Annotated in this window: 13 protein-coding genes; 8 read left to right on the plus strand and 5 right to left on the minus strand. The window is 42.3% G+C overall.

Annotation, left to right across the window (positions count from 1 at the left end; translation table 11 throughout):
* Positions 1–77: 77 nt before the first annotated feature.
* The 3 genes from K1X61_14990 to K1X61_15000 all read right to left on the minus strand — a co-directional run bounded on the left by K1X61_14990 (position 78) and on the right by K1X61_15000 (position 5,503).
* Positions 78–2,375 carry a CotH kinase family protein gene (locus tag K1X61_14990; GenBank protein MBX7109953.1) on the minus strand — a complete coding sequence of 766 codons (2,298 nt, stop codon included), beginning with the start codon at positions 2,373–2,375 and terminating at the stop codon, positions 78–80.
* Positions 2,376–2,703: 328 nt separating this feature from the next.
* Positions 2,704–3,987, minus strand: coding sequence for an OmpA family protein (locus K1X61_14995; GenBank protein ID MBX7109954.1), 1,284 nt, complete (start codon positions 3,985–3,987; stop codon positions 2,704–2,706).
* Between the two features lie 124 nt (positions 3,988–4,111).
* Complete coding sequence (locus K1X61_15000; GenBank protein MBX7109955.1) at positions 4,112–5,503, minus strand: hypothetical protein; 1,392 nt, start codon at positions 5,501–5,503, stop codon at positions 4,112–4,114.
* Between the two features lie 502 nt (positions 5,504–6,005).
* Between K1X61_15000 and K1X61_15005 the strand changes: the two genes are divergently transcribed.
* The 8 genes from K1X61_15005 (at position 6,006) to K1X61_15040 (ending at position 14,794) form a co-directional block, all read left to right on the plus strand.
* Positions 6,006–9,380 (plus strand): DUF4175 family protein, encoded by a 3,375-nt coding sequence (locus tag K1X61_15005; protein MBX7109956.1) that lies wholly within the window; start codon positions 6,006–6,008, stop codon positions 9,378–9,380.
* A 21-nt stretch (positions 9,381–9,401) separates the two neighbouring features.
* Positions 9,402–9,815: an ATP-binding protein gene (locus K1X61_15010; protein ID MBX7109957.1), complete on the plus strand. Its 414-nt coding sequence runs from the start codon at positions 9,402–9,404 to the stop codon at positions 9,813–9,815.
* 1 nt (position 9,816) lies between these two features.
* Positions 9,817–10,242 (plus strand): rRNA maturation RNase YbeY, encoded by a 426-nt coding sequence (ybeY, locus tag K1X61_15015; GenBank protein ID MBX7109958.1) that lies wholly within the window; start codon positions 9,817–9,819, stop codon positions 10,240–10,242.
* Positions 10,243–10,548: 306 nt separating this feature from the next.
* Entirely contained in the window at positions 10,549–12,411 is a 1,863-nt protein-coding gene (mnmG, locus tag K1X61_15020; GenBank protein MBX7109959.1) for a tRNA uridine-5-carboxymethylaminomethyl(34) synthesis enzyme MnmG, read from the plus strand.
* A gap of 140 nt (positions 12,412–12,551) precedes the next feature.
* Positions 12,552–12,971, plus strand: a complete 420-nt coding sequence (locus tag K1X61_15025; GenBank protein MBX7109960.1) for an acyl-CoA thioesterase — start codon at positions 12,552–12,554, stop codon at positions 12,969–12,971.
* A gap of 254 nt (positions 12,972–13,225) precedes the next feature.
* Positions 13,226–13,843 (plus strand): hypothetical protein, encoded by a 618-nt coding sequence (locus K1X61_15030; GenBank protein MBX7109961.1) that lies wholly within the window; start codon positions 13,226–13,228, stop codon positions 13,841–13,843.
* A gap of 4 nt (positions 13,844–13,847) precedes the next feature.
* Positions 13,848–14,114: a hypothetical protein gene (locus K1X61_15035; GenBank protein ID MBX7109962.1), complete on the plus strand. Its 267-nt coding sequence runs from the start codon at positions 13,848–13,850 to the stop codon at positions 14,112–14,114.
* Positions 14,115–14,209: 95 nt separating this feature from the next.
* On the plus strand, positions 14,210–14,794 hold the full coding sequence (locus K1X61_15040; protein MBX7109963.1) for a TMEM175 family protein: 585 nt from the start codon (positions 14,210–14,212) through the stop codon (positions 14,792–14,794).
* Positions 14,795–14,885: 91 nt separating this feature from the next.
* Here the strand turns inward: K1X61_15040 and K1X61_15045 are convergent, their stop codons facing one another.
* A complete protein-coding gene (locus tag K1X61_15045) occupies positions 14,886–15,404 on the minus strand; it encodes a hypothetical protein (GenBank protein MBX7109964.1) in 519 nt (172 codons plus the stop codon).
* A 107-nt stretch (positions 15,405–15,511) separates the two neighbouring features.
* A complete protein-coding gene (gene nadA, locus K1X61_15050) occupies positions 15,512–16,519 on the minus strand; it encodes a quinolinate synthase NadA (GenBank protein MBX7109965.1) in 1,008 nt (335 codons plus the stop codon).
* Positions 16,520–17,045 lie beyond the last annotated feature (526 nt).

Below are 17,045 nucleotides of genomic sequence, written 5' to 3' on the forward strand. Positions count from 1 at the left end.
GATTAGTTCCGCACGGAAGATATTATCTCCTGATGCCGTTAGGCAATTAATGTCCGGTTACATTGAAAATTGAGTGGTTATTGCACCACTAATTTTTTGACGAGCCCGGTTCCGTCAATAGTTGCTTTAATAAAATATATGCCCGGAGGTAGCATTCCTGTTTCCAACGGGAAGAAATATCGGCCGGCGACAAGTCCTTCCGGCTGTATTTCCTTCAGCAGCACTCCTCTTATGGAAAATAACTGCAGCCGGATTTTGGATGAAGCATCAGACAAGCTAAGTTGAATGACTGCCGCCGTGGAGGACGGGCTGGAAAGAATTTGCAGAAAATTGCCGTTACTGAATGGCGTGGCAATGCCAACAGCATAATTATTAAATCCCGGTGTTGGTGCGGCAAGGTTGCCAAAAGGGCCGGTGCCATTGGGCAATCTTCCAACAGCAACATCTGTTGCCTGCACTCCAAAACTGAAGGTATCGATTGCAGCAAAATGTTCTTCCGCAGAGGCAAATAGCCCTATTTGTTCTCCATCTGCATTGAGGCTGAAATTTGAATGATCAAAGCCTTGTTCAGGATCATTGTCGGTCCAGAAGAGAAGGTATGCATCGGCGTTGAGGGTGATGGCCGGCATGCGCCACTTTGACGGATCCTGGAAATCATCGGTCAGGTATTTATTGCCAAGATAAACCGGTACAGTACCGGCATTATACAGTTCAACATAATCATCAAACTCCCCTGCGTTGTCACCGATCACCGTATTATTTGCTGCAAGAAACTCATTGATATAAATAGCTGGTGGTTCAAATCCAATCTTAATGCGCGATTCGCCGCACAATGGATGCCGCGAGGTGATACTACTATTGTCGGTTGCCTCCAGGTGATAATAGAGATAACCATTAACGGCGACCGATGGAAGTTGAACGCCGTAAAGCGCATCGCCCGATAATCCATCATTATGCAGCCCATCATCAAAGAGTGAAGCTGATGTAAAGGAAAGTGAATCGGTGCCGTAAAAAATCTTCACGCTGCTGACGCTTACATTATCAAATGCCGTAACCATAACATTAATTTCTTCCCCTGCTTCGGGCAACACCGGATCAAAACGTTCATCACGCAGCACCGGCACAATATTGTTTAATGCCAGCTCCGATTGTGCCGCAGTTTTCCGCGCCGCAATAAAATTCTTGACCCCGTAAGGAGTGTGGCCATCGATGCCATTGCTGCCAAATGAATTCAGAAAATCATTATCCGTGTAACCCCAATCGTAACCTTTGTATTCATCTTCCAGGGCAGCATCGGTAATCAGGTTTTTCATGCTGTCAATATGCGGCCCTATGCTGACAGGATTGAGTACGGTATTCACCAGCAGGTTGAGGTAATAGCTGTAGCGGTCTTTATATTCCGGCACATCGAGCAGGCGCGATACCAATGGCCTTTCAATCGCATTTTCCCAGCTGTAAACAGATCGCGTGGTCCAGTCAATGCCAATCCAGTCAACGCCAAAAGTATTATCGCAGTCGTATGCAATAAATTCAAGCTTATCAGTAAAAGGATTATGATAGAGATAATAATTGTTTTTGTTAAATGCATAGTCATCCCAGTTACCGGATGCCACATCCATGGCATAGGCACGTAAAAATGCATCCACATCAAAAACTTTTTCCAGCGCACAGGGAAGATCACTTAATGATGACTGATTAAGCACCGTGATAAACTGGACAAGGTCGCTGTAATCATCGGCCGGCTGATTGTTTTGCAGGTCATATGCCCTGCCGCCGGTTGCAGCGGCTGACTGTATAGATTTATAGGCCTGCTGATCCGGACCTTCGTAGGTAAGATCACTGGGATAGGTGCATTTATACCGGTTGCCGCTGTCATCACCAAATCGTTCTTTGCACCAGTTTTCATCCATCTCCTCCAAATTTGTATAAAGTCCATAATAGAGATCATTGATGTAAACGCGCACGAAAGAACTTCTCCTTGCAGGCATTCCGAATTTATTCCATGCATCGTAAAATAACTTTTCACGCACCATACTTGGGTCATTATGTGAACCATTCAGATTTAACTTTTCAAATCCTTCGTATTTTCTTCCCGGATCATAGGTGTTGAAAGAAACCTTAAACGATTTTTTAGCCGAATAGCGGGAGGTATTGCCCCGCAGCCTGAAACCGGTGTTGGACAGTGTATCGCGTTGCGTGCCATCATCATAGATGAATATGACCTTGTATTCATGATTGCTTTCCACGTAGGTATATAATGCAGCGAGCGAATCTTCATCTATGATAATGTATATGCTGTTCACTTTCGATACATCAAACAATGGATTAAATGGCAATGATTGCGCGTGAACAGTAGCAATAGAGAACAGTAACAATAATGTGAATGAATATTTCAAAGGAAGAGATCTTGGCAGGTAAAGTTAGCGGATAATAACGAATGCCATATGGGTCCGCAATATTACTGATCGATCATTCCCCGCTGACGAGTTAACTGCATTCAAGGCCGATTGGAGCTATCAGACAGCGTGCACTCCGCTTTAATCCTGATCACGCATTAGCGGTGTTCAAAAGATTGAGGTGGACCACTTAGTGTTTTTATGCCCGGCAGATACAATATGCTGATAAATCGGATGATGATTGGATAAACGGGATTTGCAACAGGGTAATACATCACCTGATTTGACAGAGCAAATTAAGAATATTTCAAAGCTTTATGAATTCCACCCGCCTGTTAAGTGCTTTATTAGTGCTGTTGTCATTGGGCGCAACCGGTTGCGCTGCCCCCTTGCCATCGATTTCCATACGTGATGCATCAATTCCGAAATTGCCGGTGAGTTCATTCTTCACGGCGGCAGCCCTTCGTTTTGAAAGATCGAGGTTGGCGGCAGCATTACCATCAGCATCCGTATGTCCTACAATTTTTATCCGCACTGACGGGTTTTCGCTGAGAACGTCAGCTATACTCTTTAGCGTGCCATATGATTCAGGTTTCACCACATCTTTGTTTACATCGAAGTAGATTCCATAGGTGACCAGCTTACCTTCTGTAAGTAGTTTACTGCGCATGTCGGGATTGCCAATGGCAATTCGCACATTGCTGATGAGTGCTGCTCCGTCTTCAAACCGAATCCTGTCCATCTTAACCGTGCTCACTGGAAATGCTTTCGGCAGGTCGAATAATTTGGTTTCATTCTGATACAGTCTTATCCTGGATTTCTGCACCCATATAGAGATGTGATATTTTTGATTAATTTTTTCGAAGAGGTTCTTGTCTTCTTTAACTCCGCTCAATGCCAGTCCCTGGCCTTCATTGCCATTGATATACGTGCTGTAACCCGGCCTTCCGAAATATTCGCATTTAAACTGAAAGCCTGCCTTGCCCGGCACGGATCCGGGGTCGAATGACTTTTCGTTGATGCTTTGCATCAGGCGGAAGTGATAGCCGGCCATTCCCGCATCTTCTCCTTTGATAGGTATAATATCAAATTCAATGGTATAATTTTCCGGAAGGTTGAGCAATGCCTCCGTCCACACTGAATTCCGGGAAATTACCTGCATCCAGTGTCCGTCATACAGATTATTGGTGACGATTTCGGCAGAACCGTTAGTGTTCCAGGCAACAGGTAAGTCACCAACATTATCCTGGCTGAAATCATCGTAAAAGATCACCCTTTCGCCGGCCACAAAATCAAACTTTGAATATGTTTGCAAGACAGACTCTTGCTTTTGTGTGACAGCGACAGCGGTATCCGTTTGCGCAGCAGTTTCTTGTTTTATTCCGGTGTTTTGCGTTTTTTCAACCGGACCGGAGTTAGTTTTATCCAGCAAGAGGCTGTCAATTGCCGCGTCAGTTTTTTTATCAATCGCCTGGTTGGTTTTCTTTATCATTTTTCCTTCCAGCATTTTTTGCGGATTAACAATCTGCGCTGTGCTGCTTGAAGCGGCGAACAGGAACAGGAATAAGAAGCAGTGAATACACGGTTTCATATCACATTTTTTCTTCAAAATTACATGTGCAGTAAATGGATTTTACTGATATAGATCAGTTGTGGTATGAAATGCAACAGAACGGAAGTAAGGGTTAACCGGCTTCGCAAAACCTGAAGTTACTTCAGCGCATAGCCGGACTGATTTTTGCTTTTTCCCTTGCATAATTTATAAAATCAAAACAATGCAATAGTTGTTTTGCACAATGATTTTCGCCAATTGAAAGCGATTGCAAATCCTTGCTGAGATTAATCATCATAGTACGCCTCTCCTTTCTCAGGTTGGCTTTACCGTGAATTCCGGTTAAATGCTTGAGCAATATTCTTTCCAGCAGATATTCCTTCCCGTTTTTCTTGCGTATAAAGCCGGTCAATTGCCTGCATTGATATTCAAGTTCATCAAACTTTCCAGATTCAAACAATATGAAAAGGAATACAAGACGTGTACAGTCGTATAACTCTCTCCTGGAGGCCGTGGCGCTGCTGTTTAATATCATCCTGCAATAATCCCATGCATTTATTAAGTCCTTTTGTTGGAAATAAGACAACATGAGTAAGTATTTCAGGCCCCTGCCTTCACCGCCCTCCTCCAGTATTGCTTCATGCTTTGCGTGAAACTGCATCACTTCATCTGTTACAGCAACTATGTAATGTTTTTTCGCATCCAGGTAATGGCAGGCAAGCCACAAAGAATAGTATTTGCCACCAACTACTGCATGCCCATGATAATTATTCAGCCATAATTTTCTCATTTCCGGCAGCCACTTTTTGCATTCATCAAGCCGTTTGCTGTCGAGACATGCAGCGAGGTAAGCTACAAAGCCAATCAGGTATTCCTGCGGACGTCGTTTTGAGAAGTTAACCGTTCCATCTTGCATCAGTTTCCAGCAATTTTCCGCTGCTGAAAAGGCCTGCTCATATTCACCCTTCAGTTTGTAGAGATAGTAGCGGGAAAGGTGCATAAAACACCTGGATGAGACGGGGAGATCACTTAGGTCTTTTTCATAAACGGGCGACTGCAGGAGATCGTTTACGCGCTGAACTTCTTCGGCTGACCTTAACAGGAAACTGATACGGGTAATTTTTGCCACTTCCACATATTGACGGTATATCTCCGTGATATGAAGAATTTTTTGTGCATTCCTTACCATACTGTCCCCAATACCGGAGAAGTTGATGTTATGATTCTTGTAAAGGCCCGTATTGGCGAAAAATGCTTTATACTGCAATATGACGCCCTCAATGTATAACTGGTTTTGCTCCCTGGCCCAATCTTCCACCTCCGACAGCACAGACAATGCTTCAGGAAAGAGTTTACGGTAATGAAGCATGCCGGCCCAACGCAGCTTTCCCAGCATTACAATGGCCTGGTTCTCGGTTTCCCGGTTGGCAAGACTGGTTAATATCGTTTCATATAATTCATTCTTTCTGACAGACAGATTGGGAATCTTCTGGCCAAGCTTTTTTTCATCATAATTTTCCAGCGGCATATGTTCCATTGCCTTAAATAACTGCATGAGGATATTCTTCCCTCCTTTTCTATAGTGAATGGCGGTTCTAAGGACATACCTTTTTTCTTCCTTACTTAATGCCTGTATAAGAAAAAATAAAGATTTGGAACTCGTTTTCATTCGCAGCAGAAGCTGTTATGCTTACTGTGGCAGCAATCTAATTAATTCCAGTCTTATCGGCAGAAAATTTCAACGCAGGCAACTGCAAATTTTAATTAATCATCGGTGTGTTCCCGAAGCAGTTCAACCTCATTTCACACCGGAATGGCACTTACAAATTTTAACTTAATGCAAAAAAGGGGACAATTCCCGGTTGCAGATTACCGCTATGTTTGAAGTCCTACCTGTTTTACCCAGTTGATAAAGGCTATATGATCCTCAAACGTATGGGGATCATTTTTATTAATCCGACCAGAAGATAGCTTCGGTAGCCGGATAACCTGAATAAAATTTGCAGCAGCTAAAATCGTTTGATGCTCTGTGGAATAATTTATAATTTGACATCTTAGTGTTTAAGCGCGTAATTGACACCAAAAAAAATCAGATTTTGCTGACCGATAATTATCAGTTGTTGCTTAAGAAACTGGACGAGTTTACAAGAAAATTCTATGTAAACCAGCTAATCCGCGGAACTATCTATGCAAGCGCACTATTGCTGGCGGCATTCCTCCTGATTAATCTGCTTGAGTACTTCATTTACTTTTCTACCGTCATCCGGTCTGTTCTTTTTTTTGGGTTCCTGGGCGGAGGTGCTTTCATCATTATTCGCTGGATCATACTTCCGTTGCTGCATTACTTCCGTCTTGGCAAAATTATATCCCATGAAAAGGCCGCAGCCATCATTGGTGAACATTTCCAGGAAGTGCAGGACCGCTTAATCAATATCCTTCAGTTGCACCAACAGGTCTCCGCCACTGAAGATGCTTCATTGATCGAAGCTAGTATCAACCAGAAGATAACCCGGCTGCAACCGGTGCCTTTCAGTTCAGCAATAAATTTAAAGTTAAACAGGCAACATCTCCGTTTTCTCCTGCTTCCGGTGCTTGTGCTGGCATTTATATTATTTTCTTCCCCTGATATCATCAGGGACAGTTCGCTGCGCCTCATCCACCATAACGAATATTTTGAACGACAGTCCCCTTTTCAGTTTTCCATAGTGAATGATCCTGTTCAGACTGTTCAATACCAGGATTTTGAATTACATATTAAAGTTTCCGGCAAAATCCTACCCGATCAGGCCACCATTCAAATGAATGGATTTGATTATCCGCTTATCAAAAAATCAGCGACAGAATTTACCTATACCTTTAATAAACCACAGAAGGATATTGATTTTTATTTCGCCGCCTCAGGATTCCGGTCGAAGGATTTTGTGCTGAAAGTACTACCCAAACCCATCATCCTTAAATTCAAAACCAGTTTGAATTATCCAGCATACCTGGGAAAAAAGAATGAAACTCTACAGAATATCGGGGATGTTACCATTCCGGAAGGAACCAAGATTGACTGGCAGTTTTTTTCTCAGAACACTGCTGAAATAAAAATTGCATCAGGCGATTCAATGTATGACGCCAGGCCGTCAGGTAAGGATGAGTTTACCTTTTCAAAGAGATGGAAAAGCGATGCTGCCTACACCGTCTATGTTTCCAGTGACCTGTTACCCAAAGCCGACTCCATAAGGTATGCTGTTACGGTGATACCGGACCGTTATCCCGCTATACAGGTTACGCAGGTTAATGACAGCACCAATAAGAAATACCTGTACTTTATCGGGGAAGCTTCCGATGATTATGGATTAACCAATCTGCAGCTGAAATATAAATTGAAAAGAGCGGACGAGGAAGACCATGCATCCGCCTTTACATCAAAGAAGGTTAGTATTCCTTCCGGAAAATACACGCAGTTTTCGCAATTCTGGGATTTGAATGAATTGAATTTAGCTCCCGGCGATGAGTTGATGTACTATTTTGAAGTGTGGGATAACGATGGTGTGAACGGCAGCAAATCTACACACTCGCCCTACCTTACCTATGCCATGCCAACAGCGGCAGAGATGGACCAGGAAATGGCAGAAAACAATGAAAAAATCAAGGAAGACCTTGCTTCTTCTATACAGGAAACGAAAAAGCTTAAGGAAGAATTCGACAAGATGCAGCAGGATTTATTAAATAAGAAAAATCCATCATGGGAAGACAAGAAGAAAATTGATGACTTGCTTAAGCGTCAGAAAGAACTGAACAGCAAGATTGAGAAGGTGCAGGAAACATTCAAAGAAAATCTTGCCAACCAGTCAGACTATAAAGAATACAGCCCCGAACTACAGGAGAAACAGCAGGAGCTAAAAAAGTTATTCGACGATGTACTGAGCCCTGAGATGAAGGAGATGATTGATAAGATGCAGAAAATGCTGGAAGAGCTGAATAAGGATAAAGCATTGGATCAGCTTGAAAATAACAAACTATCGAACCAGGAATTGGAGAAGGAATTGGACAGGATGCTGGCACTGTTCAAGCAACTGGAATTTGAGCAACAGATGAATGATGCCAGTAATAAACTGGATAAGCTTGCTGAAAAACAGGAAGCGCTGAGCAAAGAAACAGCCGCACAGAAGGAAAACAACAGCAATAAAGATTCCCTGATGCAGCGCCAGGATGCTGTAAAAAATGAATTTGAAGACATAAAAAAAGACCTTGACAAGCTGGATTCGCTGAATCAGGAGCTGGAGCATCCGAATGATATGCCGGATATGGATGAGGAAAAGCAACAGGCAGATCAACAAATGAATGAATCGAAGCAGAACATGCAGAAGAGTAACATGAAGAAGGCGGGCGAAAATCAGAAGAATGCTGCGCAGGAGATGAAAGACATGTCTCAAAAAATGCAAGAGGCCATGCAAAGCGGAGCAATGCAGCAAATGGAAATGGATATGCAGTCAACAAGGCAAATACTTGAAAACCTGATCAAAGTTAGTTTTGACCAGGAAGATCTGCTTAATAAATCGAAAGGTGTTAACGTCTATAACCCGCAGTACCTGCAGCTCATGAAAGATCAGTATAAGCTGATTGATGATCTCAAAATGGTGGAAGACAGCATTCAGGAATTAAGCAAACGGGTATTTCAGATTCAGAGTTTTGTTGCAGAACAACTTGGCGATATCAATAAAAACATCGACCAGGCTGTTAGATCACTGGAACAACGCCAGCCAGCCGCTGCTGCATCGGCGCAGCAATACGTAATGACTTCCGTCAATAATCTTGCATTGATGTTCCAGGAAATCATGCAGCAAATGCAACAACAGATGGCACAGCAAATGCCGGGAAATCAAAGTTGTCAGAAACCCGGCGGAAAAAAGCAAAGCATGAATTCACTCCGGCAAATGCAGCAACAGCTGAATGACAAGATATCGGAAATGAGTCAGCAGATGAAAGATGGTAAAATGCCCAATGGTGAAGGCGGCATGAGTAAAGAGATGGCACAAGTGGCTGCAAGGCAGGCTGCTGTCAGGGAAGCCCTGAGGAAGTTAAATGATGAGTTGAACAAGGACGGTAAAAACTCGCTGGGTAACCTGGAACAGTTGCAAAAAGAAATGGAGAAATCGGAAACGGAACTGGTAAATAAACAAATCACCAATGAAATGCTGAAGCGGCAGCAGGAGATACTCACACGTTTACTGGAAGCGGAGAATGCCGAACGGCAAAGGGAAACTGATAATAAGCGGGAATCGAATGCCGCCCATGAAATGGTAAAACAACTGCCGCCTGAGATTGAGGAGTACCTGAAAAAGAAGCAGGCTGAACTTGAACTTTATAAAACTGTGCCTCCCAATTTGAAACCTTTTTACCGCGATTTGGTAGAAGAATATTTTAAGTCACTGCAGCAATAAAAACACCAATCCTTATTGCTTATGGTTGCGTTAATTACTTTGCGCGATATGCTATTCTCATCCAGGCCCGAGAATATCAATCTTATTGAAGCATTGGTAGAAGAACTCAAGACAGAACTCAAACTGACTGAAGAAACTGAAGCCAATATGCTTGTTTCCCTGAGTGAGGCTGTTAACAATGCCATTTTTCATGGGAATAAGTCAGACCCATTAAAAACTGTAAGGGTTTGTGTCGAAAAAATAGAAAAGGAAATAGTCTTTTCTGTTGAAGATCAAGGTGTTGGATTTGACTTGTTATGCGTCAGAGATCCCACCGCTATTGAAAACCTTGACAAACCTACCGGACGAGGAATATTCCTGATGCGTAACCTCTGCGATAAAATGGAATATTTTGATGGCGGAAGAAAAGTAGTCATGAGTTTCCTTATTACCTGATATGCCCATTTCCTTCAACTATCAATTCAGAAAGCACCTGCTGACAGGGAAAGCGCAGGTTATAAACTGGATACTGCTTGTTTCTTACCTCGAAAAAAAAGAAGTAGATAATATCAATTACATCCTATGCGATGATGCCTACCTGTTAAAACTGAACAAGCAATTCCTGCATCATTCAACACTCACTGATATTATTACTTTCGATAATTCCACCAAAAGGAAAATTGCCGCGGAAATCTATATTAGCACAGAACGTGTTCATGAAAACGCGATAAGCTATCGCACCTCATTTCGTGAAGAACTTCGCCGGGTTATTATACATGGTGTGCTTCATTGTATCGGTTATTCAGATAAAACGCAGCGGCAAAGACTTATCATGAGAAAGAAGGAACAGGAATATCTTCGGCTTTATAAAGAGATGAAGTGATGTTTCACGGGAAACCGGTCTTCAATTTTAAAAATTTGAAATAGCCGAACAATTTCTTACCATTAGTTTCTTAGGAAGACAGTTCAATACCAGCGATTTTATAACGCCGGTTTCTCATTCAATTTGCTGCCGTCCCGTTCGTACTGATATATCTTCAGCTGTGTCTTTAAAACGCAAAATGTGTATGCAGCGATCTTTCGATATCCAACTAACAACACTGGAATTATGCTGATTATTAACAGTGCTGCTTTCAGTATCTTTGTCGCGATACATTGTATCAACTCACCGTAAAATCACCGGGTTCATTTGTTTAATAAATACGATATCATTGTAGTTGGTGCAGGTCATGCTGGTTGCGAAGCGGCGGCGGCGGCGGCAAATATGGGATCAAAGGTTTTACTGATCACCATGAATATGCAAACAATTGCACAGATGAGCTGCAATCCCGCCATGGGAGGCGTAGCCAAAGGACAGATTGTAAGAGAAATTGACGCTCTCGGAGGATATTCCGGAATCGTAACAGATAAGAGCGCGATACAATTCAGAATGCTCAATCGTTCCAAGGGCCCTGCCATGTGGAGCCCGCGCGCACAGAATGACCGGATGTTGTTCGCACAGGAATGGCGCCTCATGCTTGAAAACACAAAATATGTTGACTTCTTTCAAGATATGGTAAGAGCCATTAATATTAATGATGGCCGTGTTACCGGAGTAGTTACTGGTTTGGGGTTAGAAATTGACGCCGACGCTGTTATCCTGACAAATGGTACATTTCTCAATGGCATCATACATATTGGTGAAAAGCAGTTTGGCGGCGGCAGAATGGCAGAGAAAGCATCCTCCGGCTTAACAGAGCAATTGATTGAAGCAGGATTCGAAAGCGGCAGGATGAAAACAGGCACACCACCAAGGGTTGATGGAAGGTCGCTTGATTATGACAGGATGGAAGAGCAGCAGGGAGACGAAAATCCCGGTAAATTCTCTTACAAGGGCACACAGGTACTTACCAGGCAAAAGTCATGTTTCATTACCTATACGGATCAGTCAGTACATGAAATTCTGAAAACCGGTTTCGCGCAGTCGCCCATGTTTGCCGGTAGAATTAAGGGTGTTGGTCCAAGATATTGCCCTTCTATTGAAGATAAGATCAACAGGTTTGCGGATAAGGAACGGCATCAGCTCTTTGTTGAACCGGAAGGTTGGAATACCATTGAGATCTATCTGAATGGTTTTTCCACTTCTCTGCCTGAAGCGGTGCAATACAAAGCCCTGAAAAAAATTGCCGGCTTCGAAAATGTAAAGATGTTCAGGCCGGGCTATGCTATTGAATACGACTACTTTCCGCCGCATCAGTTAAAACTGAGCCTTGAAACGCAACTGATTGAAAATTTATTCTTTGCCGGACAGATCAATGGAACAACCGGCTATGAAGAGGCCGCCTGCCAGGGACTTATGGCAGGTATCAATGCACATCGTAAAATCAATCAGCTGGAAGCGGTGGTCTTAAAGCGGTCGGAAGCCTACATTGGCGTACTTATAGATGATCTGATCAATAAGGGTACCGATGAGCCTTATCGGATGTTTACATCGCGGGCTGAATACCGAATTTTATTGAGGCAGGATAATGCCGATATCAGGCTCACTGCTCTTGGTCATGGCATCGGGCTTGCAGACAATGAAAGGATGTTCCGCGTGAAACAAAAGATGAATTTACTGGATAAAGTGCTCCTTGCCTTTAAGAGCGTTAAAGTGGAGCCGGCTGAAATCAATGAATTCCTGCTGGCAAAAGGAACTTCACCACTCAAGGAACGGACAACATTATTTTCAGTGCTGAGTCGCCCACAGATTGATCTGACTTCACTTACCAAAGTTATTATAGCCGTGCAAAGCATCGTGGCAGGTCTTGAACCGGAAATTCTGGAAGAAGCGGAAATTCTGATGAAGTATGAAGGATACATTGAAAAGGAGAAGGAAATGGTGTCAAAAATCGGAAGGCTGGAAGATGTACCTATAGTGCCACATTTTGATTATTCAACGATTAAATCACTTTCCATGGAAGCACGGCAAAAATTAAGCAGCATTAAGCCCGCTACACTTGGACAAGCGAGCAGAATCAGCGGCGTTTCACCCAGCGATATCTCAGTGCTAATGGTTTATTTGGGAAGATAGAGCCACGATCTTTATAAAATTAATTGTCTTATGTAGTTCATTATCTTTTACTTATATTAATACCAATACTCAAAGCATAAATTAATTTAATATTTAGTGTAAGTCTGTTCTGGATCACTTATAGCGCAATCATGGAAAACATGAAAAACTTCAGATTGAAAATTCCGCTTGCAATTCGCTTTGTCGACTTTGATTCATTGGGTCATGTAAATAATGCCAATTACCTCACCTACTTTGAAATTGCCCGCATTCGTTATTTTGAAGAAATTATTGCCGAAGGAAGGGTAGACTGGAAAAAGGAAGGGATCATTCTTGCACGGGCGGTGATTGAATACCGTCAGCCAATTAACGGCTACGATGGTTACTTCATTTCAATTCGGTGTTCACGCCTTGGAACCAAGAGTTTTGATTTTGATTACCTGATTACGAAAGAAACAGATGCGGGGGACATCACTATTGCAGAAGGATCAACAGTAATGGTTTGTTTTGATTATGAATTGCAGCAAACAATTAACATGAAGGAAGCCTGGAAGTCAGCTATTGAAAAATTTGAAGGGTAACCATCATGACTGCGTTTCGCAATAATTGCAGGGCATTTCCATCAACCCCTGAAAATAGTCTTACTTCCGGCAAATAATACTGAATGAACTACTATTGGTGTGGTTTACCTCTTTCAATGTATGCTGCCTGTAATAAGAACACGTACAAAAATTTCCGCGCATTACCATACTATTTAAACCGGTTCAGTTTAGTTGTACCAAAATAGTACCTTCAATAGATAAATTACAAGGCAACTACTAAACTTCCGATGCGTATGAAAAAGTTCTTCTCTGTCTGCGTAATTCTTTCAGCTATATTCAGCGGCTGTGCAAAAATTCCAGTGGAATCAGTTCAACTGAGTGATGCTATCCTGCGTGAAGGAACACGTATGCACAGCATCAATATTGCAGTGATCAATGAACTGTTTAGTGAAAAGAAAAAAAGCGTATCGGATTTCATTGAACAGGATTACCTGCCGGAGTATGTCAAAGATTTTACATCAGGACTAACCATCAAAAATTATGACGCTGACAGCCTTCAGCAAATTTTACTGGCTATACTTCCTGAAATCAATCAACGGCGCGATGCCATGATACAGGCGCTGGATGATCAGAAAACTAAACTGATCAGTCAGCTGAACAATGAGTATGATGCTTACTACGACGCATCCAACGCGCTGCACGCCTTGCTGCAATCGGCAGCTGATGTTGATGCTGAAAGAGCTGCACTCAATGAGCGTATCAGGCAACTCAGCGGAGAAAAAATAGATTTAAACAAAGTTGAACACTCACTGGATGCATTTATTGCCAAAGCTGGAAGTGCCGGCAGCATTGACAATGCCATCAGTGAACTTGACAACACTATGAATGAAATCCTTAACACAAATAAATGACGCTATGACTGACTTTAAAAAAATCGCTAAAAGTGCCGCCATTAAAACGGATGCACATTTTGCCGAAAAAATTGCATCACTGACCCGTTTGCAAGGCCCCGAACTGCAAGCCATCATGGATAAATCAGGAATTGACAAAGAAGCCTTATCCGAACTGCTTAATGTGGTCAAGAAAAACACACTTTCCAATCAGCAAAAAGCAGCAGCCATTGCTAAGGTGAATAACGGTCTAGGCTTCTTAATTGGTGTTGCCGAAAAACTTCTTGTTTAGTTGATTGTTAAGGACTCAGCATATTCAGCACCTGAATAAAAAATGACTGGCAGCATTTATTGCCATTAAATCATGAACCTAATTGGCATATAAAAGTGGGAAAATCAAGAATTGAAGCATTCAGTGATGGTGTGATTGCCATTATCATCACCATTATGGTTTTGGAAATGAAGGTACCACATGGTGATGAATGGCAAAACCTGGCGCCCTTGTTTCCTGTTTTCATCAGCTACCTACTGAGTTTTTTGAATGTTGCGATCTACTGGAACAATCATCACCACCTGTTTCATGCGGCTCGTAATGTAAACAGTAAGGTGTTATGGGCAAACATTCATTTGCTCTTCTGGCTTTCCCTGTTTCCATTTGTTACCGGTTGGATGGGAGAAAATCACTTCACTACCCTGCCAATCATTCTATATGGCGTGATTTTACTTATGGCCGGTGTAGCTTACTATATTTTGTCGCAGGCCTTGATACAACTTCATGGCAAGGAATCAACACTTGCCATTGCTGTAGGTAAAGATAAGAAGGGACTTATCTCTGTTGTTATCTATTTACTGGCTATTTTCCTTTCATTGATTAACGGCTATATAGGATTGGTGTTATATGCAATCGTAGCTGCTATGTGGCTGATTCCGGATCAACGCATTGAAAAGAAGATCATTCAACAGAAAGGCTGATATCATTATCATTGTAAGCTGTAAATTCTGCATCATCAGCGAAGTATTGCGCTGACTTTCCATACATTTTTGAAATACACTGCCGCTGATATTAATTAATGCCGGTTATGTGCTTTAATATTTTTAATCCCCTGGATCTGAAGGCCGGCTTTTCACATTGCAATCGTTCTTCAATCACCAGTTGCAGTTCATGGCGCAATGCAGGCTGATCAAGTGTGATGTTATGCAGCACGGTCATGGCAAATACCTTTATGGCAACCGGTATTCCTGCCGCAGCAAGCAAATCAAAACAAATAGTTGCCGCTAAACCCTGTAATTGCCGTGGCAACGGATAATACTGCAACATGCCAAGTATATTTCTTTTCACAGCTGCATGCACCGGCCTACGGCATAACAGCAGCAATTGCCGCAGATGCGGTGCTATCCATTCAGGATGTTGAGTTGCCACTAACCTTACAATCCAGGCAGTGCGCTGCCCAACTTTACCTTCTGTGTCGAACAGTAATTTTAATAATTCCGTAAACCTGCTGCTGTCTTTACAAACCCATGCAGCAATCTTTTCACTTTGTTTTTTTGAGTGCTCCTTTAATACTTCTGTCCGCAGCTGCATATGATCAAAATATTAGCCGACTTATCATTAACAGTAATGCCTGCAGTATCATTGCAATAAACACAGGAAATGAGGCACAAAAAAATGAAATTTAAACCGGCGTTCATCTACAGGCCATGCATTGCTGAAATTTCCAGCATGCGGTCAATTGATCTTTTCGCCTGCACCCTGACTGGCTCCGGAACAATAATCTCCGGCAGTTCATACTTCATGCAGAGGTATAGCTTTTCAAGTGTATTACGTTTCATATGCGGACAATCATTACAGGCACAACCATTATCCGGAGGAGCAGGAATAAATACTTTATTGGGCGACTCTTTCTGCATCTGATGAATAATACCCGGTTCCGTAGCCACAATAAATTCACTGGCAGGATTACTCTTTGTGTATTTCAGCAGTCCGGTAGTGGAAGCGATGTAATCAGCCAGATCAAGTACCGGAATTTCACATTCCGGGTGAGCAATCACTTTTGCATGCGGGTGCCGGCTTTTAAGCTTCCATATTTTTTCCACAGAAAAAATTTCATGTACCATACAGGCACCTTCCCATAATAACATATCGCGCCCTGTTTTCAGGATAAGGTATTTCCCTAGATTTTTATCCGGTGCAAAGATTATTTTCTTATCACGTGGAACTGACTCAATCACTTTCTGCGCATTGGAAGAAGTGCAAATGATATCGCTCAGGGCCTTGATCTCGGCAGAGCAATTGATATAGGAAATCACTACATGATCAGGATGACGTGCTTTAAAACGGGAAAAAAATTCAGCAGGACATGCATCTGCCAGTGAGCATCCGGCTTTCAGATCGGGCAGTAGCACTTTCTTCTGAGGCGATAAAATTTTGGCTGTCTCGGCCATGAAATGCACGCCTGCGAACACTATCATATCGGCATTGGTACTTGCCGCCTGTTGCGACAATCCGAGGCTGTCACCAATATAATCCGCAACATCCTGAATATCGGCTTCCTGGTAATAATGCGCTATAACTACAGCATTTTTTTCTTCCTTCAGTTTTTTTATTTCACCAAACAAATCAAGCGACGGATCAATTTCGAGGTCAAGAAATCCGTTTCCCTCTATTTTTTTCTTCGCTTGCTCAAGTAATGCACTCATATAATTTATTTTAAAGTAAATTGAAAGTTACTATTAAAGGTTATTAGGGATGTGGATTGGTTCACAACTCTATTCCTTTCAGTATGCATTTCTGCTTATCCATATCCTGTCCACCGGCGAAGTTAATCAATCCACACCGGTCACTGATGAATGTCAGCGCATTAGGTATTTCTTAACATGGTGTTGATTAAAGTCAATGGGGAAAATTTCTCCCAAAGTTGTGAAGACATTTGATTTCGAAACGTGCATAACAGCCACAGATTATCCATTGCTATCAACATCTTTTTAAGGTTATACAGTTGGATTGGAAATCGACGGGTTGTGCACAGTTTACAAACGTTTCATTCACTTTTTTTCTGCGGGGTTGTTTGTTGTTTTTTAATAATCCACATTCAACCCGGGTTATTATTAACAGTTGTTGATGAGTTTAAAAAAGTTCAAATCTCAAAAACGAATGCATCTTTATTTTACCCCAGCCAGTGGGTGTCCGGTCAATCTGCAACAGGAAACGAGCGTTGTAAATGCC

The organism is Chitinophagales bacterium (genome assembly GCA_019694975.1).
In the GTDB taxonomy this organism is placed as follows: Bacteria; Bacteroidota; Bacteroidia; order Chitinophagales; family UBA10324; genus JACCZZ01.